The 24,166-nt window shown below is 75.2% G+C and carries 25 protein-coding genes; 10 read left to right on the top strand and 15 right to left on the bottom strand.

The annotated features are described in order from the left end of the window. Window positions 1–87: 87 nt before the first annotated feature. Window positions 88–852 carry an enoyl-CoA hydratase family protein gene (locus ACZ6ZR_RS21460; RefSeq protein ID WP_465644522.1) on the bottom strand — a complete coding sequence of 255 codons (765 nt, stop codon included), beginning with the start codon at window positions 850–852 and terminating at the stop codon, window positions 88–90. A 152-nt stretch (window positions 853–1,004) separates the two neighbouring features. Further along, the gene (locus ACZ6ZR_RS21455; protein WP_465644521.1) at window positions 1,005–2,288 is read right to left on the bottom strand and encodes an MFS transporter; all 1,284 of its coding nucleotides are present in this window, start codon (window positions 2,286–2,288) and stop codon (window positions 1,005–1,007) included. Window positions 2,289–2,367: 79 nt separating this feature from the next. Between ACZ6ZR_RS21455 and ACZ6ZR_RS21450 the strand changes: the two genes are divergently transcribed. After that, the gene (locus tag ACZ6ZR_RS21450) at window positions 2,368–3,354 is read left to right on the top strand and encodes an ArsR/SmtB family transcription factor (protein ID WP_465644519.1); all 987 of its coding nucleotides are present in this window, start codon (window positions 2,368–2,370) and stop codon (window positions 3,352–3,354) included. A gap of 155 nt (window positions 3,355–3,509) precedes the next feature. On the opposite strand, the gene ACZ6ZR_RS21445 is transcribed toward ACZ6ZR_RS21450, so the two are convergent. Beyond that, entirely contained in the window at window positions 3,510–4,724 is a 1,215-nt protein-coding gene (locus ACZ6ZR_RS21445; protein WP_465644659.1) for a geranylgeranyl reductase family protein, read from the bottom strand. Window positions 4,725–4,972: 248 nt separating this feature from the next. Between ACZ6ZR_RS21445 and ACZ6ZR_RS21440 the strand changes: the two genes are divergently transcribed. Together ACZ6ZR_RS21440 and ACZ6ZR_RS21435 are read left to right on the top strand one after the other, a co-directional pair. Continuing rightward, on the top strand, window positions 4,973–6,337 hold the full coding sequence (locus ACZ6ZR_RS21440) for a M20/M25/M40 family metallo-hydrolase (protein WP_465644517.1): 1,365 nt from the start codon (window positions 4,973–4,975) through the stop codon (window positions 6,335–6,337). A 55-nt stretch (window positions 6,338–6,392) separates the two neighbouring features. Next, window positions 6,393–6,743, top strand: coding sequence for a hypothetical protein (locus ACZ6ZR_RS21435; RefSeq protein ID WP_465644515.1), 351 nt, complete (start codon window positions 6,393–6,395; stop codon window positions 6,741–6,743). Here ACZ6ZR_RS21435 and ACZ6ZR_RS21430 read toward each other — a convergent pair. From ACZ6ZR_RS21430 to ACZ6ZR_RS21405, 6 genes are all read right to left on the bottom strand, one after another. Continuing rightward, window positions 6,700–7,359 carry a DUF4184 family protein gene (locus ACZ6ZR_RS21430; protein ID WP_465644513.1) on the bottom strand — a complete coding sequence of 220 codons (660 nt, stop codon included), beginning with the start codon at window positions 7,357–7,359 and terminating at the stop codon, window positions 6,700–6,702. The genes ACZ6ZR_RS21435 and ACZ6ZR_RS21430 overlap by 44 nt on opposite strands. 10 nt (window positions 7,360–7,369) lie before the next feature. Next, window positions 7,370–7,867 carry an HIT family protein gene (locus ACZ6ZR_RS21425; protein WP_465644511.1) on the bottom strand — a complete coding sequence of 166 codons (498 nt, stop codon included), beginning with the start codon at window positions 7,865–7,867 and terminating at the stop codon, window positions 7,370–7,372. Next, window positions 7,864–8,916, bottom strand: coding sequence for an NUDIX hydrolase (locus ACZ6ZR_RS21420; RefSeq protein ID WP_465644509.1), 1,053 nt, complete (start codon window positions 8,914–8,916; stop codon window positions 7,864–7,866). The genes ACZ6ZR_RS21425 and ACZ6ZR_RS21420 overlap by 4 nt, the downstream gene beginning before the upstream one ends. A gap of 185 nt (window positions 8,917–9,101) precedes the next feature. After that, the gene (locus tag ACZ6ZR_RS21415) at window positions 9,102–10,508 is read right to left on the bottom strand and encodes an acyl-CoA synthetase (RefSeq protein WP_465644508.1); all 1,407 of its coding nucleotides are present in this window, start codon (window positions 10,506–10,508) and stop codon (window positions 9,102–9,104) included. Between the two features lie 177 nt (window positions 10,509–10,685). After that, window positions 10,686–10,877, bottom strand: a complete 192-nt coding sequence (locus ACZ6ZR_RS21410) for a hypothetical protein (RefSeq protein ID WP_465644506.1) — start codon at window positions 10,875–10,877, stop codon at window positions 10,686–10,688. 209 nt (window positions 10,878–11,086) lie between these two features. Then, the gene (locus ACZ6ZR_RS21405; RefSeq protein WP_465644504.1) at window positions 11,087–12,292 is read right to left on the bottom strand and encodes a hypothetical protein; all 1,206 of its coding nucleotides are present in this window, start codon (window positions 12,290–12,292) and stop codon (window positions 11,087–11,089) included. A gap of 232 nt (window positions 12,293–12,524) precedes the next feature. Here ACZ6ZR_RS21405 and ACZ6ZR_RS21400 point away from each other — a divergent pair, with 232 nt between their 5' ends. Beyond that, on the top strand, window positions 12,525–12,998 hold the full coding sequence (locus ACZ6ZR_RS21400) for a hypothetical protein (protein ID WP_465644502.1): 474 nt from the start codon (window positions 12,525–12,527) through the stop codon (window positions 12,996–12,998). On the opposite strand, the gene ACZ6ZR_RS21395 is transcribed toward ACZ6ZR_RS21400, so the two are convergent. Further along, complete coding sequence (locus ACZ6ZR_RS21395; protein WP_465644500.1) at window positions 12,958–14,355, bottom strand: tetratricopeptide repeat protein; 1,398 nt, start codon at window positions 14,353–14,355, stop codon at window positions 12,958–12,960. The two genes, ACZ6ZR_RS21400 and ACZ6ZR_RS21395, sit on opposite strands and share 41 nt — an antisense overlap. A gap of 134 nt (window positions 14,356–14,489) precedes the next feature. On the opposite strand from ACZ6ZR_RS21395, the gene ACZ6ZR_RS21390 reads away from it, so the two are divergent. Beyond that, complete coding sequence (locus ACZ6ZR_RS21390) at window positions 14,490–14,702, top strand: hypothetical protein (protein WP_465644498.1); 213 nt, start codon at window positions 14,490–14,492, stop codon at window positions 14,700–14,702. Window positions 14,703–14,765: 63 nt separating this feature from the next. Here ACZ6ZR_RS21390 and ACZ6ZR_RS21385 read toward each other — a convergent pair whose 3' ends face one another. The 3 genes from ACZ6ZR_RS21385 to ACZ6ZR_RS21375 all read right to left on the bottom strand — a co-directional run bounded on the left by ACZ6ZR_RS21385 (window position 14,766) and on the right by ACZ6ZR_RS21375 (window position 17,440). After that, on the bottom strand, window positions 14,766–15,728 hold the full coding sequence (locus tag ACZ6ZR_RS21385) for an electron transfer flavoprotein subunit alpha/FixB family protein (RefSeq protein ID WP_465644496.1): 963 nt from the start codon (window positions 15,726–15,728) through the stop codon (window positions 14,766–14,768). A 41-nt stretch (window positions 15,729–15,769) separates the two neighbouring features. Then, a complete protein-coding gene (locus ACZ6ZR_RS21380) occupies window positions 15,770–16,555 on the bottom strand; it encodes an electron transfer flavoprotein subunit beta/FixA family protein (RefSeq protein ID WP_465644494.1) in 786 nt (261 codons plus the stop codon). Window positions 16,556–17,026: 471 nt separating this feature from the next. After that, window positions 17,027–17,440 (bottom strand): thioredoxin family protein, encoded by a 414-nt coding sequence (locus ACZ6ZR_RS21375; protein ID WP_465644492.1) that lies wholly within the window; start codon window positions 17,438–17,440, stop codon window positions 17,027–17,029. A 173-nt stretch (window positions 17,441–17,613) separates the two neighbouring features. On the opposite strand from ACZ6ZR_RS21375, the gene ACZ6ZR_RS21370 reads away from it, so the two are divergent. The 5 genes from ACZ6ZR_RS21370 to ACZ6ZR_RS21350 all read left to right on the top strand — a co-directional run bounded on the left by ACZ6ZR_RS21370 (window position 17,614) and on the right by ACZ6ZR_RS21350 (window position 22,386). Beyond that, window positions 17,614–18,024, top strand: a complete 411-nt coding sequence (locus ACZ6ZR_RS21370) for a DUF4395 domain-containing protein (RefSeq protein WP_465644490.1) — start codon at window positions 17,614–17,616, stop codon at window positions 18,022–18,024. Between the two features lie 184 nt (window positions 18,025–18,208). Continuing rightward, the gene (locus ACZ6ZR_RS21365; protein WP_465644488.1) at window positions 18,209–18,976 is read left to right on the top strand and encodes a lysophospholipid acyltransferase family protein; all 768 of its coding nucleotides are present in this window, start codon (window positions 18,209–18,211) and stop codon (window positions 18,974–18,976) included. A 376-nt stretch (window positions 18,977–19,352) separates the two neighbouring features. Next, on the top strand, window positions 19,353–19,739 hold the full coding sequence (locus tag ACZ6ZR_RS21360; RefSeq protein WP_465644486.1) for a hypothetical protein: 387 nt from the start codon (window positions 19,353–19,355) through the stop codon (window positions 19,737–19,739). Then, the gene (locus ACZ6ZR_RS21355; RefSeq protein ID WP_465644484.1) at window positions 19,736–21,583 is read left to right on the top strand and encodes a GMC family oxidoreductase; all 1,848 of its coding nucleotides are present in this window, start codon (window positions 19,736–19,738) and stop codon (window positions 21,581–21,583) included. The genes ACZ6ZR_RS21360 and ACZ6ZR_RS21355 overlap by 4 nt, the downstream gene beginning before the upstream one ends. Further along, on the top strand, window positions 21,580–22,386 hold the full coding sequence (locus ACZ6ZR_RS21350; protein ID WP_465644482.1) for a hypothetical protein: 807 nt from the start codon (window positions 21,580–21,582) through the stop codon (window positions 22,384–22,386). The genes ACZ6ZR_RS21355 and ACZ6ZR_RS21350 overlap by 4 nt, the downstream gene beginning before the upstream one ends. A gap of 7 nt (window positions 22,387–22,393) precedes the next feature. On the opposite strand, the gene ACZ6ZR_RS21345 is transcribed toward ACZ6ZR_RS21350, so the two are convergent. Together ACZ6ZR_RS21345 and ACZ6ZR_RS21340 are read right to left on the bottom strand one after the other, a co-directional pair. Beyond that, entirely contained in the window at window positions 22,394–23,395 is a 1,002-nt protein-coding gene (locus ACZ6ZR_RS21345; protein WP_465644480.1) for a DUF4190 domain-containing protein, read from the bottom strand. Between the two features lie 126 nt (window positions 23,396–23,521). After that, window positions 23,522–24,163 carry a hypothetical protein gene (locus tag ACZ6ZR_RS21340; protein WP_465644478.1) on the bottom strand — a complete coding sequence of 214 codons (642 nt, stop codon included), beginning with the start codon at window positions 24,161–24,163 and terminating at the stop codon, window positions 23,522–23,524. Window positions 24,164–24,166: the final 3 nt, after the last annotated feature.

Here is a 24,166-nt window from a genome sequence, read left to right as displayed (position 1 = left end):
CCGGCCGCCAAGGCCAAGTCCCAGGCCCGGACCGAGCAGCCGCGTGGCGACCCCGGGGCCGGGGTGCAGCCGGTCGCGCCGGTTACGTCACTGCGCCCAGGGCGCCGGGCGGCGCTCCAGGAAGGCCCGCATGCCCTCCTGCGCCTCCGGGGAGCCGAAGAGGCGGGCCGACTGCGCGACGCGCTCCTCCGCGTCCTGCTCGAAGGAGGCGGCCACGGCCGCGTTGGCGAGCTTCTTGCTCTCGGCCAGGCCCTGCGGCGAGCAGAGGCGGAAGGCGTCGAGGAAGACCTTGAGCGCCACCGCGACGTCCTCCGCCGCCTCGGTGACCAGCCCGATCCGGGCCGCCTCCGCCGCGTCGAAGGTCTCGCCGGTGAGGTAGTAGCGGGAGGCCGCGCGCGGGTCGAGCCTGGGCCGCAGCGGCAGCGAGATGACCGCCGGGGCCAGGCCGAGCCGGACCTCGGTGAAGGCGAAGGTGGACTGCGGGCCGGCCACCACCAGGTCGGCCGCGCCGAGCAGGCCGAGGCCGCCGGCCCGGACGTGGCCGTCGACCGCGGCGACCACGGGCTTGGGGCAGTCCACGATGGCCCGCTGGAGGGCGACCAGGCCGCGCGGACCGACCGTCGGGTCGTCACCGGTGGCCTCGGAGAGGTCGGCCCCGGCGCAGAACACCTTGCCGGTGTGGCCGAGCACCACCGCCCGCACGCCGGGGTCGGCCGCGGCGTCGGCCAGACCCTGCGTCAGTTCCGCCATCAGCCGGGTGGAGAGGGCGTTGCGGTTGTGCGGGGAGTCCAGCTCCAGGGTGGTGACGGCATCGGCGGTGGTGACGCGGACGAACGGTACCTCGCGGGTCATCGCGGCTGTCCTGCTTTCCGACTGAGGGTGTTTCGGAGGGCGGGCCGGTGGGCCCGGTGACAGGACTCTGACACGCGTCACCGGCCCCCGGCCAGAGCACCACCCCGATCACGTCACCGTGGCTCCGGTCACAGTTCCGGTCACAGCTCCGGTCACGCCGTCACACCGTCGGGCCCCGCCCGCCGGGCGGCCCCGCGCACCACCACCGGCATCGTCACCGCCGCCGCCGCGAAGACGGCCCCGGTCAGCAGCCACCCCGTCAGTCCGAGCGGCAGCACCACCGTGGTGACCAGCACCGGACCGAGCATCAGCGCCGCCGCCTGGCCGGAGTTGAAGACGCCCTGGTAGACACCGTGCCGCCCCTCCTCCGCGAGCTCGTAGCTGAGCGACCAGGCGGCGGCCTGGGTGGTGACCTCGCCGAGGCCCTGGAGCAGCACCGCGCCGACCACCAGCAGGGCGGCGGCCCAGCCGGGCAGCCCGTGGGCCAGGCCGAGCACCACCCAGCAGAGCCCGACCAGCAGACCCCCGTACCGGAAGACCCGGCCCGCCCCCGCGACGGTCCCGGTGCCCCGGGCGGCCCGCACCTGGAGCAGCACCACCATCAGGGTGTTGACGATCAGTGAGCCGGCCACCAGCACCCGGGGCGCCTCGGTGTGGTCGACGATCCAGAGCGGCACGCCCACCTCCAGCAGCGGGAACTGCAGGCAGAGCACCGCGTTGAGCAGGGTGACGGCCAGATAGGTCCGGTCCCGCAGCGCGGGGTTGCGGCCTCCGGCCCCCGCCTCCCCCGGGCCGGCCCCCGCGCCGCGCTCCACCGCCGGGACGGCCAGCGCGTACAGCACCGCGACGACCGCGAAGCTGAACGCGTCGGCCAGGATCGCGGTGACGTACGCGCCCCGGGTGTCGATGTGCAGCACCAGCGCGGCGGCGGCCGTGCCGAGGCCGATGCCCACGTTGGTGACCACCCGCAGGTAGGCGCGGCCGACCACCCGCCGGTCGGGCGGCAGCACCTCGGCGTAGAGCGCGCTGCGGACGGCGGCCGAGCCGCGGTCGGCGGCGGCCACCACGCAGGCCAGCGGCAGGAAGAGCGCGTAGTCGCGGACCACCGCGTAGCCCAGCATGCCCACCGCCTCCACGCCGACCAGGCCGATCAGCACCGGCCTGACGCCCCATCGGTCGGCGGCCCGCCCCGCCGGGATGCCGGCCAGCACCCCGCAGATCCCGGCCAGGGTGAGCGCGAGGCCGACCCGGACCGGGCCGAAGCCGAGCACCCGGGTGAAGTAGAGGACCCCGAGGGCCATGGACAGGCCGTTGCCCAGGCAGTTGACCAGGGTGATCCCGGAGAGCCGGCGGATCATCGGGTCCGGGTGCAGCAGGCGGTCGCCGAACCGTTTCCGGGCAGGGGAGGGCGGGGGTTCAAGGGTGGTGGAGGTCATGCGCCGATCCCACCGCCTGCGGGCCGGGCGCGTAACTGATTTAGGGTATGGCTGATTCGTCGGCCCGTTGGTGGGGGATATGCACCGGTTCCGGCTCAGCACCGAGGCGCTGGCCAACGCCTCCTTCGCCCTCTCCCCGCTCCAGGAGACCGTCCTCGGCCTGCGGATGTTCACCCACCCGGGCCGGTACCCGATGCAGGCCCCCTGGGCGGAGGTGCTCCGCCCGTCCTTCGAACGGCTGCCGGAGGCGCCGCTGCTGCTCTCCCTGGTGAGCCGCAACCGGTACGTGCCGGACTTCCTGACGCCCCGTCCGACCACCCCGCAGCCCGACTTCCACACCGAGCTGGCGGTGGTCCGCTCCCTGCCGCCGGAGCGGCTGGCGGCGGAGCTGCGGGCCGCCCACCTGCCGCACGACGAGCGGCTGCCGCCGCCGCTGGCCGAGGGGCTGGAGCGCGACCCGGCGGAGCTGCTGGCCCGGATCGCGGACGCGCTGGCCCGGTACTGGGAGCACTGCGTGGCCCCGCTCTGGTGGCCCCGGGCCCGGCCGGTGCTCCAGGCGGACCTGGTGCACCGCTCCCGGATCCTCGCCGAACGCGGCGCGGCGGCGCTCTTCGCCGACCTGGACCAGCGCCTGGAGTGGGCGGACGGGGTCCTGACGATCCGTCGGGACTGGGGCGACCACGACGCCGACATCACGGTGGCCGCGCGGGGGCTGGTCTTCACCCCGACCTGCTTCGCCCGGGGCGCACTCACCTCGATCAGCCACGACTACCCGCCGTCGGTCGTCTACCCGGCCCGGGGCCAGGGCGCGATGTCACCCACCCCGCAGGCACCCCCGGCCCCGGCCGCCCTGGAACTCCTGCTCGGCGCCCCGAAGGCCCGCCTCCTCGCCCTCCTCGCCGAACCGGCCTCCACCACCCAACTCGCCGCCCGCCTCGGCGTCACCCCGGGCGCGGTCAGCCAACACCTCTCGGTCCTCCACGCCACCCGCCTGGTCACCCGCACCCGCAGCGGCCGCCTCGTGCTGTACGCGCGCAGCGCCCTGGCCGACGAGTTGCTGAGGTAAGTGGTCACACCAGGGGCGCGAGGAACTGCGCGAGTCCGGAAGACGGCTCACCTGCAACTGAGGCTCCATCAGCCAGTTGCACGTGCTGCCGTCCCCCTGCGCGCAGTTCCTCACGCCCCTGGGGCCTCCGCCCCCGAGGCGCCGCCCTTGCGGGGTCAGCGCGCCGCGACGGCGGCGAGGCGGCGGGCCGCGCGGTAGTCCCGCATGATCTGGGCGAAGGTGGTGTGCCCCTGGGTGGTGCGGGCGAAGGCCCGCCAGGCCGGGCCGACGAGGCAGACGGCGGCGTGGAAGAGGTGCGGGCGCTTCTCGAAGGCGCCGAGCATCACCTTGCCGGCCCGCATCTCCACGCCCAGCCCGGCCTTGATGGCGAAGGCGTAGTCGAGGGCCTGCCGCCGGACCGCCGTCGCACCGTCCGCCTCGGCCACCTTGACCGCCCACTCGCCGGCCAGCCGGCCGGACCGCAGGGCGTACGAGATGCCCTCCCGGGTCCACGGCTCCAGCAGACCGGCCGCGTCGCCGGCGACCAGCACCCGCCCCTTGGAGAGCGGGGAGTCCTCGGCCCGGCAGCGGGTCAGGTGGCCGGACTCCACGCTCGGGGTGAAGCCGTTCAGGCCCAACTGCCGGATGTAGTCCGCCAGGTACTTCTTCGTGCCCTCGCCGTCGCCGCGGGCCGAGATGACCCCGACGGTCAGCGAGCCGGAGTCGGTCTTCGGGAAGACCCAGCCGTAACTGCCGGGCAGCGGGCCCCAGTCCAGGTGGATCCGGCCCTGCCAGGCGCGGGAGACCTCCTCGGGGACGGGGATCTCCGCCTCCAGGCCGAGGTCGATCTGGTCGAAGGAGACCCCGACGTGGCGGCCGATCCGGCTGGCGCTGCCGTCGGCGCCGACCACCGCGCGGGCCTCGATCCGACGGCCGTCCGCCGTGGTGACGGTGACGGTCCGTCCGCTGCCCACCGCGCCCTCGGGCTGCTCCACGCCGCTGACCGTGACCCCGGTGACCAGCACCGCCCCGGCCTGCTCGGCGGCCTGCACCAGACGCAGGTCGAACTCGTCCCGGTTCACCAGGCCGAAGAGCATCCGCTTGGAACGGCGGGTGCGGGTGAAGCGGCCGCTGAGCGCGAAGGTGACCGCGTGCACCCGGTCCTGCAGCGGGAGCTTGAAGTCCTCCGGCAGGCTGTCGCGGGACGGGCCGATGATGCCGCCGCCGCAGGTCTTGTACCGGGGGTGCTCGGCCTTGTCGAGCAGCAGCACCCGGCGGCCCCGCTTCGCCGCCGCGTACGCGGCCGAGGAGCCGGCCGGACCGGCGCCGACCACCACCACGTCCCACACGCCGCCCAGCCGGTCCGGCTCCTGCGCGACGGCCTCCGACACGACGCCCGGCGAGGTGTGCGACGCGACGTCCGACGAAGCGTCCGACGCGGCGTCAGGATCGGGCCCGGGCGCGACGGGCTGGTCGGAGAGGTCCTGGCCGAGGGTGCTACCGGTGTCAGTCACAGGCAGCAATCCTAGTGCGCCGGACCTGCGGTGGATCCAGCCCTCGGGGAGTGGCGCCCTATGATCGAAACCACCCGAACACCTGGTTTCCCACCAGTGCCCTCCACACACCCGGAGCACTCCCGATGACCCAGCAGCCCCTGGCGGAGACCGTCCGCGCGCTGATGCCGCGGGCCAAGGCCGACCTCACCGACCTGGTCGCCTTCGCCTCCGTCGCCGACCCCCGGCAGTTCCCCGTCGAGGAGTGCCACAAGGCCGCCCGGTGGGTCGCCGACGCCTTCGCCGCCGAGGGCCTGACGGGTGTTCGGCTGCTGGACACCCCCGACGGCACCCAGTCCGTCTACGCCGAGCTGCCCGGCCCGGCCGGCGCCCCGACCGTGCTGCTCTACTCGCACTACGACGTGCAGCCCCCGCTGGACGAGTCCGGCTGGCACTCCCCCGCCTTCGAACTGACCGAGCGCGACGGCCGCTGGTACGGGCGCGGCGCGGCCGACTGCAAGGGCAACATCCTGATGCACCTCACCGCCCTGCGCGCGCTGCGCCAGGCGGACGGCGGCTACCCCGTCGGCCTCAAGGTGATCGTGGAGGGCTCCGAGGAGCAGGGCACCGGCGGCCTGGAGCGCTACGCCGAGGCCCACCCCGAGCTGCTCGCCGCAGACGTGATCGTGATCGGCGACACCGGCAACTTCGCCCCCGGCCTGCCCACCGTCACCGCCTCCCTGCGCGGCATCGCCGAGGCCTCGATCAGCATCACCACCCTGGCCGGGAACCTGCACTCCGGCGCCTTCGGCGGCGCCGCGCCCGACGCGCTGCAGGCCCTGGTCAGGGTGCTCGCCTCGCTCCACGACGAGAACGGCGACTGCGCGGTGGCCGGTCTGACCACCGGTCAGACCTGGCAGGGCGTCGAGTACTCCGAGGAGCAGTTCCGCGCCGACGCCAAGGTGCTGGACGGCGTCGCCCTGACCGGCACCGGCACCGTGGCGGACCGCCTCTGGGCCCGCCCGGCCGTCACCGTGCTCGGCATCGACTGCCCGCCGGTGGTCGGCGGCGCCTCCTCGGTGCAGTCCGCCGCCGAGGCCCGGGTCAGCCTGCGCGTCCCGCCGGGCACCGAGGTGAAGACCGCTCAGGACGCCCTGGTGGCCCACCTGGAGGCCGCCGTCCCGCTCGGCGCCCATGCCGTGGTCGAGCGCCTCGGCAGCGGCAGTCCGTTCAGCGCCGACACCAGCGGCCCCGCCTACGCCGCGATGGCCGGGGCCATGCGGGAAGCCTTCGGCACCCCCATGGTCGTCTCCGGCGAGGGCGGCTCCATCCCCCTCTGCAACACCCTGCGCACCCTCTACCCCGAAGCCGAGATCATCCTCATCGGCGTCGAGGACCCCACCACCCAGATCCACGCCGTCAACGAGAGCGTCGACCCGCAGGAGCTGGAGCGGATGTCCCTCACCGAGGCCCTCTTCCTGCGCAACTACGCCACCGCGCGCACGCTCTGACCGGGCGCCACCCCCGGCCACCGGGCCGGGGGTGGTCGCGGGTCATCATGGGAGCATGTCCGCGATCACGACCGTCCTGCTCAGCCCCGGTGGCTGGGCGGAGGACACCGACGTCCTCGACCAACTCAACGCCCGCCTCGCCGCCCTCAGCCCTGAGCTGCCGCACCGTTGGCAGCTGCGCGACCTCGGGGCTGCCGCCGGCTCCTGGGGCGGTACGAAGAACCCGCCGTCCCTCTACGGCGGAGCGCTGAACCACCTGCCGTTCGCCGAGTTCGCCCGGATCGTGGCCGAGGTGCCGTGGTCCGAGCCCGAGGAGTTCCAGCTCTTCGTCATGGCGGAGGGCGAAGGCCGCTACCGGGTGCTCACCCTCGCTGACCTCCGCGCGGCGAAGTCCGGCCAAGCCTGACCGCCAGGCCGCAGAGGGTGGCGCCGACCGCCGCTCCGGTGCCCGCGCCGAAGCAGAGTTCGTCGATCCGGCCGCGCTCGTGGCGGGCCAGGCGGTGCAGGGCGCCCGCGGCGGCGGCTGCCGTCAGGACGGCGGCGGCTCTCCGCGGCACGGGGCCCAGGGCAGCCCGATGCGGGGCCAGGGCGGCGAGGCCGAGCAGTGAAGTGCCGTACTGAAGCGCGGTGTACAGCGGCACCCCGGCCACCCGGGTGTTCAGGACCGGGAGGGCCCGGACGCCGCAGCGGCCCTGGTGGGTGAAGGAGTCCCAGAGCACGTGGGTGCCGGCCCCGACCGCAGCCGAGAGCGCGAACCACCCCACCCGCAGCTCCCCGCGCCGCTCCGGCCGGACCACCCCGTACCACCAGGCCGCCGCTACCCCGGCGATCGCCACGTCCACCGTCGGCACGGCCCACCAACGGTGCGTCAGACCGCCGTGGCGGTAACTCCCCCGCACCACCGACTCGGCGAAGAACGGCACGTCCGGCGCCATCGCCCCGGCCACCAGCCCGGCGGCCACCCACCGCCCGCGCCCCATCAAGGGCAGCACGGCGGCGGGGTGACTGAAGGTGAACGGCATGCGCCCGAGGCTAGCCGCCCAGCCGGTCCAGCTCCTCGGTGATCGCCGTGCGCAGCGTGTCGTGCCGCGGGCCGAGGGCATGGCCGTGGCCGGTCCAGTGCTCGCGGGGGTAGAGCCAGACCGGGTGGCCCACCTTGTCGGCGGGCTCCCAGTCGTAGCGGGGCCAGACGTGGGCGTGCAGGAAGGGGTCGGTGTTGCCGAGGATCTCCAGGTTGACCCGGCGGAAGGCGGGGTCGAGGCGGGCGCAGGCGCGTTCGACGGCCTCGCCGAGCAGGGCCATGGAGTCCAGGAAGGCGGTGCGCTGAGGGCGGGTCAGGTCGGAGAGGCGCCCCACCGAGGGGTCGTCGGCGAGCAGGACGGTGTAGCCGGGGAGGAACTGGACGTCCCCGATGACGGCGAAGCCGCCGGGGAGGCGGCGCAGCACGGTGGGGTTCTCGCCCCGCAGGGCCGTCCCGATCCGGTCCTTCTTCCAGCCGTCGTCCGTGGCCGGTCCCGGTCCACCGCTCATGCGCCCGCCCCCACGGCGGCGGGCAGCCCGGCCTCCAGGTAGCGGAGTTCGCCGTGCTCGCGCGCGTCGAGCGCCGCGGCGAGCCGCCGCAGCCGGTTGGGCGGGAGCAGGGCGGCGGCCTCGTCCAGGGTGACGAAGCGCCAGCCGCGCAGCTCCTCCGCGGGCAGCCGCAGGGCGGCCCGGGCGGTGGCGTCCAGGTGGCCGCCGTCGTACATCAGGCGCAGGCCGCCGCGGCGCGGGCCGGTGCGCGGCTCCCAGTCGACTGCGAGCAGCCGCAGCGCGGAGGCCTCCAGCCGCAGGCCGAGCTCCTCGACGGTCTCGCGCAGGGCGGCGTCGGTGGGGGCCTCGCCGCGTTCGACCACGCCGCCGGGGAACTCCCAGTCGGGCTTGTAGACCGGGTCGACCAGCAGCACCCGGTCCTGGTCGTCGAAGAGCAGCACGGCGGCGGCCACGGTGTCGCCGGTGGTGTCGGCGCTCTGCACGATCGGGCAGCGGGCGGTGCCCTGCTCGACCAGCTCGGCCAGCCGTTCGGCGGTCTGGCGGGGCGTCAGGCCGCTGGTGTCCACCAGCTGGGCGTCCCGGCTGAGCCAGCGGCGGGCGGCGCGGTACTGGGGCAGGTGCTCCTGGCACCAGCTGCGCAGCCGGGCGCTGGCCGCCGGGTCGTCCGGACACTCCTCGCGGGCGGCGATCCGTTCGCGCAGGATCGTTTCGTCCGCGTCCAGCACCAGGTGGTGGACGGCCAGACCGCGGGCGGCCAGCGCCCCGAAGATCTCGTCGCGGTAGTCCTCGCGCAGCAGCGTCATCGGCACCACCAGCGGCCCGGGCACCTCGGCCAGCAGGGCGGCCGCCACCTCGGGCACCAGCCGCCGCCAGGCGGCCAGGTCCTGGAAGTCCGAGACGGTGGCCATCCGGTCCGGCGGCAGGATGTGCCGCAGTCCGTAGCCGACCAGCTCGGGGTCGTAGAGCACGCTGCCCGGCAGCAGGCCGACCAACTCCCGGCAGGCGCTGGTCTTGCCCGCGCCGAACGTCCCGTTGACCCAGACGATCACGTGTCCCCCCGCCCTTCGCCGGTGCTGTACCGGCTCTCTACTTCCCGGTCGTCCCCCGCCCGGACCCGGCCCATGCCTGCCCGGTCGGGCGACCGTCGCTTCCCGGCCGTACGGCATGTGTCAGCCGCACGCGCCAGATTCCTGACCTGTTCAGGGCAGGTGGGCCCGCCTCGACGGTCTACGGCTCAACCCAGTTCGGGCAGCTGCTTCTTGAGCACCTTGCCCATCGCGTTCCTCGGGAGGTCGGTCACCAGCACCACCCGCCGGGGCCGCTTGTGCACGGAGAGCCGTTGCGCCACGAAGGCGGTGAGCTGATCGCCCGTCACCGAACCGTCCGCGACGACGTAGGCGACCACGGTCTGGCCGAGGTCCGGATCGGGTGCGCCGACCACGGCCGCGTCGGCCACCGCCGGGTGGTCGCGGAGCGCTGCCTCCACCTCACCGGCGCCGATCTTGTAGCCGCCGCTCTTGATCAGGTCCACCGAGGCCCGGCCGACGATCCGGTGGAAGCCGTCCGGCCCGATCACCGCGACGTCCCCGGTGCGGAACCAGCCGTCGGCGGTCCACGCCTCGGCGTCCGCGTCCGGCCGGTTCAGGTACCCGGTGAACAGCGTCGGCCCGGCCACCTGGAGCTCGCCGACGCTCTCGCCGTCCGGCTCGACCGGGCCGCCGTCCTCGCCGACCAGCCGGGTGCGGACCCCGTCCACCGGCAGGCCGACGCTGCCGGGGCGGCGCTCGCCGTCGGCCCGGGTGGAGACGGTGATCAGCGACTCGGTCATCCCGTACCGCTCGATCGGCGCGTGGCCGGTGAGCGCGTGCAGCCGCTCGAAGACCGGTGTGGGCAGCGGGGCGCTGCCGGAGACCAGCAGCCGGGCCCCGGCCAGCGCGCGGGCCGACGGTGCGTCGGCGGTGATCCTGGACCAGACGGTCGGCACCCCGAAGTAGAGCGAGCCGCCCGCCGCGGCGTACGCGTCCGGCGTGGGGCGGCCGGTGTGCACCAGGCGGCTGCCGGTGCGCAGCGCGCCCAGCACGCCGAGCACCAGGCCGTGCACGTGGAACAGCGGCAGTCCGTGCACCAGGGTGTCCTCGGCGCTCCACTGCCAGGCCCCGGCCAGCGCGTCCAGGCCGGCCGCCACGGCGGAGCGCGGGATGACCGCGCCTTTGGGGGCGCCGGTGGTACCGGAGGTGTAGAGCACGAAGGCGGGCCGGTCGTCGGCCGGTTCGGCGTAGGTGGCGGCCGAACGGACCGTCAGGTCGACCGGCAGCGCCTCGATCCCGTCCACCGGCGGGGCGTCCGCCGCCCGTGCCAGCAGGGCGGCGCCGGAGTCCCGCAGGATGTGCTCGCGCTCCTTGGGCCCGGAGTCGGGCGGCAGCGGCACCACCGGCACCCCGGCCAGCAGACCGCCGACCACGGCGGCCACGGTGTGCGCGCTCGGCGTGGCCAGCACCGCCAGCGCGGGGGCACCGGCCACCCGGTCGGCCACCGCCGCGGCGGCGCCGAGCAGTTGCTCCCGGGAGAGCGGGTGGCCGTCGATCACCAGGGCGTCGGCGGCATCGCCGTACGCACCGTCCAGCGCCGTCAGGAGTCCCATGGCCCCGGACTCTACCGGCGCCACGCGACGGGCCGGCGTAGGGGCACCCCCGAGGCCGGCGAACGCACCCGGCCAGGCCCACGCCCGCCCGCCCCGTGACGGAGCCTCGGATCGGCGGCGGCCGGCGCCCCGGTCTCAGCACACCGGTCTCAGCACACCTGTGTCAGCGGCCCTGTCTCAGCGGCCTGGCTCCGGGCGGCCGCCGGCCTCCGAACACTGCGGGTTCCGGCAGGCGCCGCGCCGCCAGGTGTGGAGCCTGCGGCCGTCGGCGTCAACGGTCTCCCCGGCGTACTCCGCCTCGACGGCGGAGTTGCAGCGGGCACAGGTGAAGTTCCTCGGCTTGGTCGCGCCGGTCTGGAGCTCTTCCATCGGGATGCCACCCACTCTCCGCCCGGGGCACGGCCACCGCGCGGTCGTCGTACGGTCGTCCGAGGTCCGGTGACCCGGTCCGGGTAACGCCATGGTCGGGCGGGCGGCGGCCGCCGGTCCACGGTCCGCCACCCGCCCAGGGCATCCGTCGGATGAACGCCGATCGGCCTCTGACGGGCCCTCACCTGCGCTGATCTGGTCTCACTCCCTCAGTGGTCGATTGACAGCGCGGCGTTCTGTACACCGACGAGGTGGCCGGGCGGAAGGCCGCGGACCTCGCTGGCCGCCCGGCGGTCCACCGTGCTGAGCGGGCCGAGACCGCCGAGCACCGTCAGCAGCCCGGCCGTGGTCAGCGAACCGGGCGGGCCCGGTACGGGTTCGAGGACCGTCAGGGTGGCGGCCTCGGCGAGCAGTTCGGGCCGCAGCCCGGCCAGGGTGCCGGGGCGGACCGTACGGCCCGCCGGGAGCCAGTCCGGCAGCACCGGGCCGAAGGTGCCGAGCAGCAGCACCAGATCGCTCTGCCGGGCCGCCGACTCGGCCGCGTCGCGCAGGTCCGAGGCCCGGTAGCACCACTGGTCGGGGTGCTGGCCGCGCAGGGCCGGGAACCTTCGGCGCAGCACCGTCAGGATCTCCCGCACCTCCTGCACCGGGGTGCAGGGCACGATGACGAAGGCCAGCGGCCCGGCGGCGGGGGCGATCCGTTCGGCCTGCTCCACCGTACCCACCGTCAACTCCTCGGGGTGGCCGGGCAGCACCGCCCGGGGCAGGCCGGTGCCGTAGGCGCCGGTGCCCGCACCGACCAGCAGCAGCGTCTCGCCCTCGGCCTGCCGGCTGTCGGCGGTCCGCCGGGCCTGGCCGGCGGCGGGGCACCCGGCGGAGCGCCCGGCGGCGAGCGGGCCGACGACGGACGGACCCACGGCCGGCGGACCGGCGGCGAGCGGACCGACGGCAGCGGGCGGCGGAGCCGACGGGCCGTCAGGGGCGGTGGCCGGGCGGGGCCGAGGGGTGGCGGCGGCGGGCGGCCAGGCCGCGCACGGGGCGGGCGGTCCGGGCAGCAGCACCCGGCGGGTGCGCAGCACCGCCGTGAAGCCGAGCACCGCCCGGCGGGCCGCCCCGGCGAGGCGGGTGGGCGCGGCGGCGGCCAGGCCGACCGGGCGGCCCGCCGGGTCGAGGTAGGTGGTGGCCAGCAGGCCGGGGCGGCCCTGGTGCCGCTCGGCCGGTTCGGCGCCGCCCCGGATCACGACCGGGCCGGTCCGGTGCGGGATGCCGAGCGCGTCCAGCCAGGCCGCCAGCAGGGGTGCGGCCGGGCAGTCGACGGCGCCCCGGGCGGGATGGTCGAACGCGGTCACCACGGTGACCCGGTCCGCCATGGCGCCCTCCGTACGGAAGAACTCCGTCCTTGTCGAACGGTGCACGTGCCGTCTCCTTCGTCCGATCGCCGGACTCCCTGCCCGGCACACCCCGTGATCTTCGGAACCGGACCGCCCTCGGGATCGCCCTCTCCCAGGGGCGCACAGAGGTGTGCTGACGGAGCGTCGGAGCGCACGCCGTGAAGCCGCGTGCGCCCCGACCGGTACCGGTGGCGCCTCGTCGGCCCGTCGGGGAATTCGGTTGCCGCTCCGAAACCCGGCTGGGAGAGTCGCGCCGGTGAGCGACGAATCCGAGGACCTGGTGCTCGAAGGCGGCCTGACGGCGGAGGAGGCGGTCGAGTTCCGAGGCCTTCTCGACGACCTGTTCGGGATGATGGTGTCCGTGACGGTGGAGGCCGACGGGCCCGTCCCCGGCATGGCGGGGCAGTTGGCGCGGAGGGTCCGCAGCTGGATCGGTGAGCCGGACTGCCGGATCCAGGCGGACGACGACCGCCGGAGCGCACTCCTCGGCCCCACCGGACTGGACGCGGGGGCCCCGGCCGCCGCGCTCGCGGCCGCCACCGACGCCCTCGGCGGGAGCTGGGACGACCCCGTGGTCACCGACACCGACATGGGCCCGGTCGCCCGCACCTCACGGCGCGCGGGTGACGGCCCCGAGGAGGGCGGCGCCACCCGGATCCACGTCTGGGCGGGCCGCGCCTACGCGTTCCTCAAGTACGCGGAGAAGGAGACCCCGAACCCGGCCCCGTGACCGGCCGGGAGTCGAGCAGGTGCGAGGCGTGCGGGCTGCGCCGGTGCGGCAGCAGGGCCGTCCGCATCGCCGCCTGGGCCTCGTCGACCCGGCGGGAGCGCAGCCCGGCGCGCAGCGCGAGGAAGCGTTCCCAGGCCAGACAGGCGGCGTCCAGATCCCCTTCCGCCAGCTGGAGTTCACCGATCCGGGCGAGCACCAGCGCCTGCGCCCGGGCCTCCTGGGCCGGCCGTAGCCGGGTGGAGAGCCGGAGGTCGGTGAGTGCCCCGCCATGGTCGCCGAGGCACCGGCGGACCTCGGCCCGCTGGTGGGCCAGGGCGGCGGCGTTGTAGCCGCCGATGCTGGGCCACGGGCCGGTGGCCCGCTCGAGTTCCCGTTCGGCCTGCCGGATCGCGCCGACGGCCTCCCCGCGCCGGCCCACCGAGGCGCGGGCGAGGGCGAGTTGGCCGTTCAGGAAGGCCAGGGTGCGCGGGTCGGCGCGGCCGGCCGTGGCCACCGCGCGTTCGGCCAGCCGGAGCGCGGCGGCGTCGTGGCCGAGCTGGTGGGCCTGCACGCTGAGGGCCCGCAGCACCAGGGCGAGGGTCTTCGGTTCGCCGCTCTCGTCGGCGAGTTCGGCCGCGGTGCGGTACCAGCGCTGGGCCGTCCCGTGCCGGCCGTGGTCCAGGTGCAGGAAGCCGCCGAGGGTGACCAACCGGGCGCAACTGCCCAGCAGCGAGCGGCGGGTGACGGGCGTGGCGCTCAGCCGGAGCCAGGGCAGGGCGACGCTGGTGGTGAAACCGGTGAGCGCCCGGAGCACGGTGCCGGAGCCGGTCAGGTGGTCGCAGTAGGAGAACTGCGCGATCAGCTCCTCGACGCAGGCCACGTGCCGGGCCCCGAGCCGCTCGCCGCCGCCGGCCACGGGCCGCCGGGGGCGGACCACCCCGGGCCGGGGCGGCAGCAGTTCCAGGTCGGCGGGCCGGTAGACGGCCGCCCCGGCCCGCAGCAGCCCCGGGTCGTACCACCCGTCCACCACCTCCCCCGTGCTCCCCGAGGCCGGACCGGACGAGGACGCACCCGACGGGGACGCAGCCGACGGTCCGTCAGCCGGCGCCCCGGCGGCCCGGCCACCGCCCAGCCCGGTCTCGGCCAGGTCCACCGGGCGGCCCAGCCGCCGGGAGAGCGCCTCCGCGATCAGCAGCGGCACCGGCGGCCTGGGCCTGGTCCCGCCGAGCCACTGGCTGACCGAGGCGCGCTGGTAGTGCAGCCGCAGCCCGGACTCGCGCCCGACGGCGTTCACCGCCCGGGCGAACTCCTCCCCGGTCCAGCCGGCCTGGGCCAGCAACAGGCGCAGGCCCACGTTGTCCTGGGGGGTGCGGGGCATGGTGGCCTCCACTGGTCGAGCGGCCGGGTGGCGGGGGTGCCGATCCGGTCATGCCCGGTGGAACGAGCCGTGAGCGCACACCGAACGGTGGTTCATCGGCGTAAGGGAGCACGCGCCGGTGGTGCGGTGCGCCCATGCGCCGTACGACCCCGGCGGGGCCGTCCGCACACGTCCTCTTGACGGTCTGCGAAGGGGAGTTCCTCGCGCTGATCGGCGTCTGCGAGGGCCTGTCCGGCGGCCCGGCCGGCGCGGTCGGCCCGCTCCACCTCCGGCAGTACGGGATCCCCGCCTCCGCCGTCGCGCCCGGTGACCGCCGGCCCCGGCCGGACACCGTCCTGACGCCCTGAACGGCCGAGCCCCCGCCGGAGCATGACGCTCCGACGGGGGCTCGGGAGTACCCGGGGGAAGGATCAGCCCTTGCGGGCCTTCACCTCGGCGGTGAGCTGCGGCAGGACGGCGAACAGGTCGCCGACCACGCCGTAGTCGACCAGCTCGAAGATCGGGGCCTCGGGGTCCTTGTTGACGGCCACGATGGTCTTCGAGGTCTGCATGCCGGCCCGGTGCTGGATCGCGCCGGAGATGCCCGCGGCGACGTACAGCTGCGGGGAGACCTGCTTGCCGGTCTGGCCGACCTGGTTGGTGTGCGGGTACCAGCCGGCGTCGACGGCGGCGCGCGAGGCACCGACGGCCGCGCCGAGCGCGTCGGCCAGCTCCTCGACCACGCCGAAGCCGTCGGCGGCACCGACGCCACGGCCGCCGGAGACCACGATCGCGGCCTCGGTCAGCTCCGGGCGGCCGGAGGAGACGCGGGCGGTGCGGGCGGTGACCTTGGCGGCCTTGCCGGTGAACTCGACCGTGACGTTCTCGACGGCACCGGCGGCCGCGGCGGCCTCGGGGCTGGTCGAGTTCGGCTTCACGGTGATGACCGGGGTGCCCTTGGAGACCTTCGACTTGACCTGGAAGGAGGCCGCGAAGACCGACTGGGTGGCGACCGGAGCGCCGTCGACGGCCTCCAGGTCCACCGCGTCGGTGATGATGCCGGACTCGAGGCGCAGCGCCACGCGGGCCGCGACCTCCTTGCCCTCGCCGGAGGAGGTGACCAGGACGGCCGCGGCACCGGAGGCCTTGGCGATCTGGGTCAGCGCGTCGACCTTGGGGACGACCAGCTGGGTGGAGAACTCGTCGGCGTCGGCGACGTACACCTTGGCCGCGCCGAACTCGCCCACCTTGGCGGCGATGTCGGCGGCGGCGGCACCGGCGCCCAGGACGACCGCGGACGGCTCGCCGATGCGGCGGGCCAGGGTCAGCAGTTCGAGGGCCGGCTTGCGGACCACACCGTCGGCGTGGTCCACGAGAACCAGGATCTCAGCCATGATTTCTTGCTCCTGATGGATCGTGGGGCACTAACGGGTGGTCAGATGAACTTCTGCTCGGCCAGGTAGGAGGCGAGCGCCTTGCCACCCTCGCCCTCGTCCTTGACGATGGTGCCGGCAGTGCGGGCCGGGCGGGCCGTGACGGCCTCGACCGCGGTCCAGGAGCCGGCCAGGCCGACCTCGTCCGCCTCGATGCCCAGGTCGTCCAGGTCCAGCGACTCGACCGGCTTCTTCTTGGCGGCCATGATCCCCTTGAAGGAGGGGTAACGGGCCTCGCCGGACTGGTCGGTGACCGAGATCACGGCGGGCAGCTCGGCCTCGAGCTGCTCGGTGGCGGCGTCGCCGTCGCGGCGGCCCTTGACCGTGGTGCCCTCCAGGGAGACCTCGGAGAGCAGGGTGGCCTGCGGGACGCCCAGGCGCTCGGCGATCAGGGCCGGCAGGACGCCCATGGTGCCGTCGGTGGAGGCCATGCCGCAGACGACCAGGTCGTAGCCGGTCTTCTCCAGGGCCTTGGCGACGATCGCCGAGGTGCCGATCACGTCGGTGCCGTGGATGTCGTCGTCGTTCACGTGGACGGCCTTGTCGGCGCCCATCGACAGCGCCTTGCGCAGCGCGTCCTTGGCGTCGTCCGGGCCGACGGTGAGGACGGTCACCTCGGCGTCGCCGTGGGCCTCGGCGATGCGGAGCGCCTGCTCCACGCCGTACTCGTCCAGCTCCGACAGGAGGCCGTCGACGGCGTCCCGGTCGGTGGTGGTGTCGTCCGCGAAGCGACGGTCACCGGTCGCGTCGGGCACGTACTTCACACAGACAACGATCCTCAAGCTCACGGCCTGTCTCCTGTACTGGTCTCGTCCGGCGGCAGCGGCCGCGCGAGTGGATGCGAACACGCCACGCACCCACTCCGGGCAGCGGATTCCTGTGCCCGTCCGGAACTTGCTGGCAGCATACTCGCGAGTAGCTTAGCCGTCACTACTGGCCAGTAGCTTAGCTCTGCCGCAGGTCCGGCCGGGCGCTCCGCACCCCGTGCCGCCCATGGCCCGGACGGGCCAGGACGGCCGCACTGCCGTCTGCGCCCCATCCTGCCCCAGCCCGCGCCGACTACCCCCTGACGGGGCGGCTGATCCGCTGTGAGATTGAACGGTCTTGACAAGATCCACCCAAGCGGACGGGGTCGCAGACCGACCGGCAATTGGGGGGCGTCGCGACGCCGGGCCACGCACCTCGACGCCTTCTCGTCGGTCGCCGATGCACGCACCCCACCGCCGCTCCTTCACCCACCCCCCAATTGCCGGTCGGTCTCAGATCGCCTCGCCCAGGGCCGCGATGACGTCCGCGCGGCGGGGCTGGCCGGAGGCGCGGCGGATCACCTGGCCGGCGGCGTCCAGGACCAGGACGGTCGGGGTGCGGAGGATGTCCAGGCGGCGGACCAGGTCCAGGTTGAGCTCGGCGTCCACCTCTACGTGGGCCACGCCCGGCACCATCTGGGCCACTTCGCCGAGCACCCGCTTGGTGGCGCGGCAGGGCTGGCAGAAGGCGGTGGAGAACTGCACCAGCGTGGCCCGCTCCCCCAGCTCCGCGCCCAGCTCCTCCGCCGCCAGCACCTGCGCCGCGTCCTTGGACCGCACCCTGACCCTCCCGTCCCACCGCTTCCTCGCCAGGCCGAATCCGCCCGCGAGCACCAGTACCCCGACGCACACCCACAACCCGGTCACCGCCCCAGTGTGCGGCATCTCACCCGGAGGAGCGGCGCCGGGCGGTACGATCCGCCGCATGGACTCCGCCCGTCTGACCCGCCGTCGAGTGATCGACCTGTGCCGGGTCACCACGAGCCACTGTCGCTGAGACTCCGTCAGCTCGCAGTCCGTTCCGTCACCTCGGAGTCCGCATGCAGATCGACCCGCGCGGGCCGCGCTTCGCCGCCGCGCTCACCTCACTCGTCCTGGCCGCCGTCCTGGTCACCGGCGCCTGGTGGCTGCTGGCCGCCCAGGCCGCCGTCTTCGCCCTCTCACTGGCCGGCCGTTCCCCCTACGGGTGGCTCTACCGCGTCGCCGTCCGCCCCCGCCTCGGCCCGCCGACCGAGCTGGAGGACGCCCGCCCGCCCCGGTTCGCCCAGGGGGTCGGCCTCGGCTTCGCCCTGGTCGGCACGGTGGGCTACCTCGCCGGGGCGCCGGTACTGGGCCTGGCCGCCACCGCCGCCGCGCTCGGCGCCGCCTTCCTGAACGCGGCCTTCGGCTACTGCCTCGGCTGTGAGATGTACCTCCTGCTGCGCCGGAACCAACTCCGCCCCGGCGGCTGAGCACCCGCGATCCCGCGCCCCGCGGGCGGCCACGGTGCGCACCGGCGTGACAGCGACCCCCCCTTCGGGGGATCATGCGCCTGTATCACCCCGTGGCCACCGCGGCGTGCCCGCCTCCGGTCGGCCCCACCCGCACCCCGGGACCACCTGACCGGGCCCAGGCCCGCTGGAAGTAGGGCTGACCGTGGCAGAGTTCGTCTACCCGCCGGTGATCGCGGCGGCGCTGACCGTCTTCCGTGCACTGGACTGCCGGATCGACATCGTCGGTGCCGAGCACATCCCCGCCAAGGGCGGCGCGGTGCTGGTGAGCAATCACATCAGCTACCTGGACTTCCTCTTCGCCGGTCTCGGCGCCGTCAAGGGCGGCAAGCGCAAGACCCGCTTCATGGCCAAGGACGACGTCTTCAAGCACGCCGTCTCCGGCCCGCTGATGCGCGGTATGAAGCACATCCCGGTGGACCGCGCCGACGGTCAGCCCGCCTACGAGGCGGCGGTGAAGGCGCTGCGCGAGGGCGAGGTGGTCGGGGTGTTCCCCGAGGCGACCATCAGCCGCTCGTTCACCCTGAAGAAGTTCAAGACCGGCGCGGCCCGGATGGCGGCCGACTCCGGGACCCCGCTGCTGCCGGTGGTGCTCTGGGGCACCCAGCAGCTGTGGACCAAGGGCCGGCCGAAGACCCTGACCAAGCGTCACGTCCCGGTCACCATCATGATCGGCGAGCCGATCGTGCTGACCCCCGAGGACAAGCCGGTGATGGTCACCCGGCGTCTGCGCGCCGCGATGACCGAGATGCTCGACCGCGCCCAGCGCGAGTACCCGGGCAAGCCGTCCGGCCCGGACGACACCTGGTGGCTGCCCGCCCACCTCGGCGGCACCGCGCCCACCCTGGAGCAGGCGGAGGCCGAGGACGAGGCGGAGGCCGCCGCCAGGGCCGAGCGCCGCGCCCAGCGCTGAACCCGAACGGGGCGGGCCACCGGACACGTCCCGGTGGCCCGCCCCGTCAGCTCAGAACGGCCACGTGCGGCTCCGGGAGGCGTCCCCCTCCGGCGAGTACGGCCGGCCGCGCCCGCCGACCGGCCGCAGCAGCCACCGCAACCCCGCCCACAGCCGCCCGATCGGCTTCTGACCCGTCATCACGTACCCCCGTAGCGTCGGTCCTTCGTGCTCCCACGGTACGTCCGCGACGTCACGGACCTGACACGGCCGTGTCGCCGTACTGCCCCGGGGGCGGCGGAATCCCGCCATCCTCCGGCCCCCGTGCATGAGGTCCGCCCTTCGGGGCAGCGATGCCGACGGTGTCCTGACGAACTGTCGGCGGAGGTGACGGCCCGTGTCAGCGAGGTACGAGCAAGAGGAGACGGCCCGGTTCCTGGCCGTATCGGCGGAATTGACGGGCTGGAGCGAGGACGAACTGCTGGCCACCGGCCTGGCCGGGGAGTACCGCGCGGTGGCCCTGCGCGAGCTGGGCCCGGAGGGGCTGCGGCAGGTGCTGCGGGACGGCGCCCGCCCGACCGCGCCGCTGGACGGCGCCCGGGCGCTCGCCCTGCTCTGGTACACCGGCAGCTGGGCGCTGGGCGGCGGCCCGCCCGTGCCGGTCTCGGCCCGGGCGTACCGGGCGGGCCTGGTCTGGCGGGCCGTCGGCACGCACGCCCCGGGCGCCGGGGCGGCCGGCTTCGGCGAGTGGTCGCGGCCGCCCGTACCGGAGACCCTCCCGTGAGCCCCGGGCCCGGCGGCGGGCGGTACGACGTGATCGTGGTCGGCGCCGGAGTGGCCGGTTCGCTGGTGGCCGCCCGGCTGGGGGAGCTCGGCCGGCGGGTGCTGGTGCTGGAGGCCGGGGCCCGGCCTCCCGGGACGGCGGAGCTGCTGGCGGCGCAGTCCGCCGCCCCGGTCAAGCTGCCGACCGTCGCCTTCCCGCAGACCGCGGGCGCGCCCTGGCCGGAACTCACCGACCCGCCCGCGCCCGGCGGCTACCTGGTCCAGCAGGGCGAACTCCCGTACGGCAGCGGCTACCTGCGGGCCACCGGCGGCACCGGGAACGTCTGGACGGGGCTGGCCCCGCGGATGCTGCCGGAGGACTTCCGGCCCTCACGCTTCGGCCAGGGCCGGGACTGGCCGCTGGACTACACCGCCCTGGAGCCCTGGTACCGGGAGGCGGAGCGGGAGTTGGGCGTCTGCGCGGACGTCACCGAGCAGCGCGAGCAGGCCGGCCTGGACTTCCCGGACGGGTACGTGTTCCCGATGCGCGCCCTGCCGCCCAGCCACCTGGACACCGTGATGGCCTGCAAGCTGGACGCCCGGAAGGTGGCCGACCCGGTCACCGGGGAGCTGGTCGAGCTGAGGGTCACCGGCACCCCGCAGGCCCGCAACGGGCTGCCGCACCCCGGGTACGACGGGGGCCGCGGCTACCTGCCGCGCGGAGCGGACGGCCGTCCGGCACCGGAGGGCCGCTGCCAGGGGTACGCCAACTGCATCCCGCACTGCCCCTCCGGCGCCAAGTACACGCCGCTGCGCACCCAGGGCGGCTGGGCCCCCTCGGTGACCCTGGTGGAGCACGCGGTGGTGAGCCGGGTGCTGGTGGACGGCACCGGCCGGGCCACCGGCGTGGAGTGGCTGGACCACCGGGGCGAGGTCCGCCGGCACACCGCCTCGGCCGACGTGGTGGTGCTCACCGCGCACGCGATCGAGAACGCCAAGCTGCTGCTGCTCTCCGGCCTGGCCGACCGCAGCGGCCAGCTGGGGCGCAACCTGATGGACCATCCGGTGCTGCTCACCTGGGGCCTGATGCCCGATCAGACCGGCCCGTACCGGGGGCCCGGCTCGACCTCCGGCCTGGAGGGCTTCCGCGGCGGCGCGGGCCGGGCCCGGCGCGCGGGCTTCCGGGTGGAGATCGGCAACTGGGGCTGGGCCTGGGCCGCCGGCCCGCCGTCCGGCGAGATCGCCCGGCTGCTGCGCGAGGGCGGGCCGGACGGGCGCGGGCGGTTCGGCCCGGAGCTGCGGGCCGCCGTGACGGACCGGATCGGCCGTCAGTTCGCCCTGCAGTTCGAGCTGGACCAGCCGCCGGACCCGGCCAACCGGATCACCCTGCACCCCACCCTGCGGGACCCGCTCGGCCTGCCCCGCCCGGTGGTCCGCTACGACGTCTCCGACTACGTCCGGGACGGCATGGCCGCCGCCGCGGCCGTCTCCGACCAGCTCTTCGCCCTGCTCGGCGCCGAGGACCACACCGACTACTCACCGGCCGCCCTGTGGCCCGGCCGCTTCGAACGGGACGGCCGGACGTACGCCTACCGGGGCGCGGGCCACGGCGCGGGCACCCACCTGATGGGCCACTCCCCCGCCGACTCGGTGGTCGACCAGTGGCAGCGCTGCTGGGACCACCCGGGCCTGTACGCGGTCGGCTGCGGCTCGATGCCCACGGTGGCCACCTCCAACCCGACCCTGACCATGGCCGCGCTGGCCCTGCGCTCCGCCGGACGGATCGAGGCCGAACTCGCCGAGCGCGACCGGCCCGCCGAGCTGTCCCCCTCGTCCCCGCCCGCACCCTCCGGAGGCACCCGATGAGCCCGCTCCCCCTGCCGCCCGTCCCCGAGCCGTACCGGGTGCCGTTCCACTACGGCGCGCTGCACATGGCCGGCCTGGACTTCCTGGTCGACCCGGGCCCGGTGCGCGCCCTGCTGGGCAAGCACCACCCGGCGCTGGCCGCCGCCGAGTTCGAGGGCAGCGCGGTGGTCTCCGTCAACTACCAGCTGTACTTCGCGCAGTACCCGGGCGGCGGCGGCATCACCCAGGAGATCGAGGTCAACCTGCTGGCGCACCCCGCCGACGCGGCCGACCGGCTGCCGGAGCTGACGTACCGCCAGTACGCCCACGGCTGGGACCGGACGGGGCTGATCGGGATCGCCCGGATCCACGTGCTCTGCGACAACCCGCTGGCGATCGACGCCGGGCGCCGCCTGTACGCCGAGCCCAAGTACCCGGGGAGCTTCGACTCCCTGATGCCCTCGCCGAACGGCCCCGACGACGGCCGGACCTGGCGGGTGGACTGCCGGGACGAGAGCGGCCCGCTGCTCTCCTTCGAGGTCGACCTGACGGACCGTCCGTCCGCCACGGTCAACCACACCCCGATCACCGGCTACGGCACCACCGAGGAGGGCCGGGCGCTGGCCGGGCCGATGACGGTCCACCACCCCGGCACCTGGTACGACCTGGAGGGCACCGGCACCCGGCTGACCCTGCACGCACCCGGCTCGCCGGTCGGCCAGGACCTCGCCGAGCTGCTCGGCGACACCCCCGCCACTGCGGCCTGGGCGTACCAGTCGCCGCCGGTCGCCGCCCACCAGCGGCCGTACTACCTGCGGGGGTGACCGGGCCTCAGACCGAGCCGGAGCGGTCGGTGTTGCTCCACCGGGCGGACTTCAGGCCGCTGACGGTCGGGAGGTACTCGACCGTCAGCTGCTCCGGCGGGACCAGGACGGCGTAGGCGTACCTGCCCACGGCCTCCTGGCCCGGCGCGACCTCGCCGGTGAGCACCTTCATCCGGCCGGAGCCGTCGATCAGCAGGTGGTACCAGTTGCCGCCCGGCTCCCGCACCGTGGGCAGCCCGCCGGCCCCGACCGGCTGCGAGCCGGTGTTGACCACGGTGACGGTGATCTGGAAGGCCTTGGCGCCGTCCAGCAGCCGGGTGTACTTGTCCACCGTGTAGGGCTCCGGGGCCGACACGGTGACCTTCAGGCCGTTGGGGTAGGTGTAGGTCTGCCCGAAGAGCAGGTGCCTGGCCCGCTCCTCGGCGGCCAGCTTGGCGGCCTTCTCCTCGGCCTCCTTGCGGCGGCGCTCCCGCTCCTCGTCCTGACGCTTGATCTCGGCCTCGGCCCGCTGACGGGCCGCGTTCTCCTCGGCCTTGCGCTCCTGCACGGCCTTGTGCACCGTCCAGGCGAACAGACCGCCCTCGGCCACCGTGCCGAGCAGGCCCAGGACCCCAAGGATCACCCCGGCCAGCGCCACGCCCCGGTTGTTCGCGACGCCCCGGCGCACCTGGCGCAGGCCGAACCCGCCGAGCACGACGGCGAGCAGCGCGGGCAGCCAGGCGATCCAGAACAGGATGACGGTGAGCGCCAGCAGCACGCCGACGATGCCGAGCACCAGGGCGGCCACGCCCTGCCCGTTGCGCGGCTGGGGCGCCACCGGGAACTGCGGCCAGTAGGGGGCGCCCGGCACCGCGCCGGCATACGGGCCGGGGTGTTGGCCGGGGTACTGGCCGGGCCCACCTGCCGCCTCGACGGGCTCCGGGCCGGTGCCCGGCTGGGCGGGCACCGTGTCCGCGGCCGGCGGCGCCCACGGGTCGGTGGCGTCCGGCGGCGGGGCTTGCGTCGTCATGCGGGGGTCCTTCGGGCGTTCAGTGATCCGGCCCCTGAACGTACCAGTCACCGGACGAACACTTCCCCGCCATTTCCGCGCACCACGGCCCGGCCTCCTTGACGCCCCGTCAGGGCCGCCGCCGGTTCACCGGCCGAAGGTGTCGATCGCCTCGATCCGCCAGCCCCCGCCGGAGCGGACGGCATCCAGGGCGAACATCGCCGCCGAGTAGCTCGGCCCGCCCTTGGCGTCGGCCGCGGTGCTGGTGTTGCGCTGGTCGGCGAAGACCAGCAGCCGGGCCCGGTCGCCGTCCAGGGCCTCGACGGCGGCGTCGGTGACGGTGGTGGTGAGCACCAGCTTCTTGGCCTCGGCCTGTGCCCGGACCTCGGCGAGCAGGGCCTTGTGACGCTCCACCGCACCGCCGGTCAGGTAGCGGGCGGCGGCCCGGTCGGTGCGGGCCGGGTCGGCGTGGTCGTAGGAGAAGAGCGCGTTCACCGCCTCGCTGAGTTGGCCCTTGGCCTCGCTGGTGCGGGCCGGGTCGGTGAGTGCGGTGTTGTGCCGACCGGAGTCGGCACGCAGCCCGGCGGCGGCGTAGGAGGAGTAGGCGGCGAAGGCCGCGAGCAGCAGGGCGAGGGCGAGCAGCACGGACGGCAGCCTGCGGCGGGCGGGCCCGGTGGGCCCGGCAGAGGTGGTGGGCCTAGCGGGTACCGCCGCCGGGGCGGTGGCCAGGGCGGCGGCCGCGGCCAGGCGGCGCTGACGGTTGATCAGGTGACGGGTGGTGGTGGACATCGC

The sequence above is a fragment of the Kitasatospora sp. NPDC088742 genome (assembly GCF_055584905.1).
The sequence above is the reverse complement of the archived record's forward strand: the minus strand, read 5'-3'. Positions and strand labels throughout refer to the sequence as shown.